A 2,556-nucleotide genomic window follows, 5' to 3' on the forward strand; every position below is an offset into this window, starting at 1 on the left:
TTCCGCCCGGGCCCGGGGCATGCCCGACGCCCGCCGCCCGCCCGACCGCGCCTGCGATCGGCGCCCGCGACCCGTGCCCTTCCGGGCGCCCGGTCCGGAGCGCCGCCCGGAGGGCTTCGGGGCATCGCGAGGCGCATCCGCCGGACCCGGCGGAGCGTGGCTGCGGCTTGGCCGATGCCCCGCCCCCGACCGGGTCCAGAGACCCCACCAGGGTCGAGCCCCTCCGGGCCGGCCCGCCGAGAAGAGGATCGGGGCGCCGCCGCATGGTCGAACACCAGCCGCGCCGCCGCCGCTTCCCGGCCCCCGCCACCCTTCTCCGCCGCAGCCGGGCCCATCGCCGCTGCGGCGCGGAGTCCACGCTTCCATGACCAAGCGCATGCTGATCGACGCATCCCACCCCGAGGAGACACGGGTGGCGGTGCTGGACGGCAACCGGCTCGAGGCCTTCGACATCGAGTCCGCCAATCGCCTGCCCCTGAAGGGCAACATCTACCTGGCCCGCGTCGTGCGGGTGGAACCCAGCCTGCAGGCCGCCTTCGTCGAATACGGCGGCAACCGCCACGGCTTCCTGGCCTTCGGCGAGATCCATCCCGACTACTACCAGATCCCCGTCGCCGACCGGCAGCGCCTGCTGGAGATGCAGCGCCAGGAAGCCGAGGAGGATCGTCGCCGCGAGGAGGCGGAGGACGCCGCCCGCGCCAACGACGCCGCGCTGAACGACGCGCTGGAATCCGCCGTGGCCGAGCCGCCCGCGGAGGAGGGCGAACCGCTGCCCGCCGCCGCCGACACGGCGGCCGAGGAGGCCGAAGCGCCGCCCGCCCGCCTCGTCACATTGGAGGCGGAGGCCGCCGAGGCCACGGTGCCGCATGAAGGCGTCGCCTTGCCGCCGGAGGGCGTGCCCGCCGCCGCCGAGCCCGCCATCGACCGCGCGCCGGAGGGCGAGGACCACCTGCCCGGCGAGGCGTCCCAGGCCGATGCCAACCCGCGCGCGGCGGCCGACGACGCCGATGGCGACGTGGCCGAAGCCGAGGCGGCGGAGCGCGACCAGGGCTTCGCCGATGCCGGCGAGCCCGCCCTGCCGCCCGAGACTGTCGGCGGCTCCACCGAGGACGACGTGCGGGAGCGCCGCATCCCGCCCAAGTTCCTCCGCCACTACAAGATCCAGGAGGTCATCAAGCGCCGGCAGATCATGCTGGTGCAGGTGGTGAAGGAGGAGCGCGGCACGAAGGGCGCGGCGCTGACCACCTACATCTCGCTCGCCGGCCGCTTCTCCGTGCTGATGCCGAACAGCCCGCGCGGCGGCGGCGTCAGCCGCAAGATCACCTCCGCCGCCGACCGCAAGCGCCTGCGCGAGGCCATCGACGAGCTCGGCCTGCCGGACGGGATGAGCCTGATCGTGCGCACCGCCGGCGCGCAGCGGCCGAAGCCCGAGATCAAGAAGGACTGCGAGTACCTGCTGCGCCTCTGGGACAACATCCGCGAGCGCACCTTCGCCTCCACCGCGCCGGCACTGATCTACGAGGAAGCCGACCTCATCAAGCGGTCGATCCGCGACACCTACGGCAAGGACGTGGACGAGGTGGTCGTGGACGGCGACGACGCCTTCCAGGACGCGCGCGAGTTCATGCGCATGCTGATGCCCGCGCATGCGAACAAGGTGCGCCTGTCGCGCGACGGCGTGCCGCTGTTTGCCCGCCACGGCGTGGACCAGCAGCTGGAGCAGATGCACAACCCGACGGTCCAGCTGAAGTCGGGCGGCTACATCGTCATCAATCAGACCGAGGCGCTGGTCGCCATCGACGTGAACTCGGGCCGCGCCACGCGCGACCGGCATATCGAGGACACGGCGCTGCGCACCAACCTCGAAGCCGCGGACGAGGTGGCGCGCCAGCTGCGGCTGCGCGACCTGGCCGGCCTCATCGTCATCGACTTCATCGACATGGAGTCGTCCAAGCACGACGGCATGGTGGAGCGCCGCCTGAAGGAGGCGCTGAAGCAGGACCGCGCGCGCATCCAGGTCGGGCGGATCAGCCATTTCGGCCTGCTCGAGATGTCGCGCCAGCGGCTGCGCCCGTCGCTGGTGGAGCATGCCTTCATCGCCTGCCCGCACTGCCAGGGCCGCGGCCTGGTGCGCAGCGTGGAGAGCAGCGGCCTCGCGGTGCTGCGCGCCATCGAGGAGGAGGGCGGCAAGCGCCGCGCCGCCGAGATCGTGGTGCATGTCGCCACGCCGATCGCCTTCTGGCTGCTGAACCGCAAGCGCGACCGCCTGGCGATGATCGAGGAACGGTTCGGCATGTCCGTCCTGTTCCAGGCGGACGACACGCTCGTCCCGCCCGCGCTGCGGATCGAACGCACCCGCGCGCAGAACCCGGATGCGGTGTCGGAGCGCCCGGCCGCGCTGCGCATGGACTACGCGCCGGAACCGGAGGAGGCCGAGCCCGTCGAGGCGGAGGCGCTGGAGCCCGGCGAGGCCGTGCCCGCCCGCGCCGAGGCCGAGCAGCGCGGCGACGCCGAGGGCGAAGGCGCCGCGAATCGTGGCCGGCGCCGGCGTCGGCG

At 73.5% G+C, this 2,556-nt stretch carries 1 protein-coding gene; it reads left to right on the top strand.

All coding sequences use genetic code 11. The features are described 5' to 3' along the window. Positions 1-364 precede the first annotated feature (364 nt). On the top strand, positions 365-2,556 hold a 2,192-nt coding region (locus OZN99_RS29470), incomplete at its 3' end, for an Rne/Rng family ribonuclease (protein ID WP_270938777.1).

Source organism: Falsiroseomonas oryzae, assembly GCF_027856955.1.
GTDB classification, from domain to species: Bacteria; Pseudomonadota; Alphaproteobacteria; order Acetobacterales; family Acetobacteraceae; genus Falsiroseomonas; species Falsiroseomonas oryzae.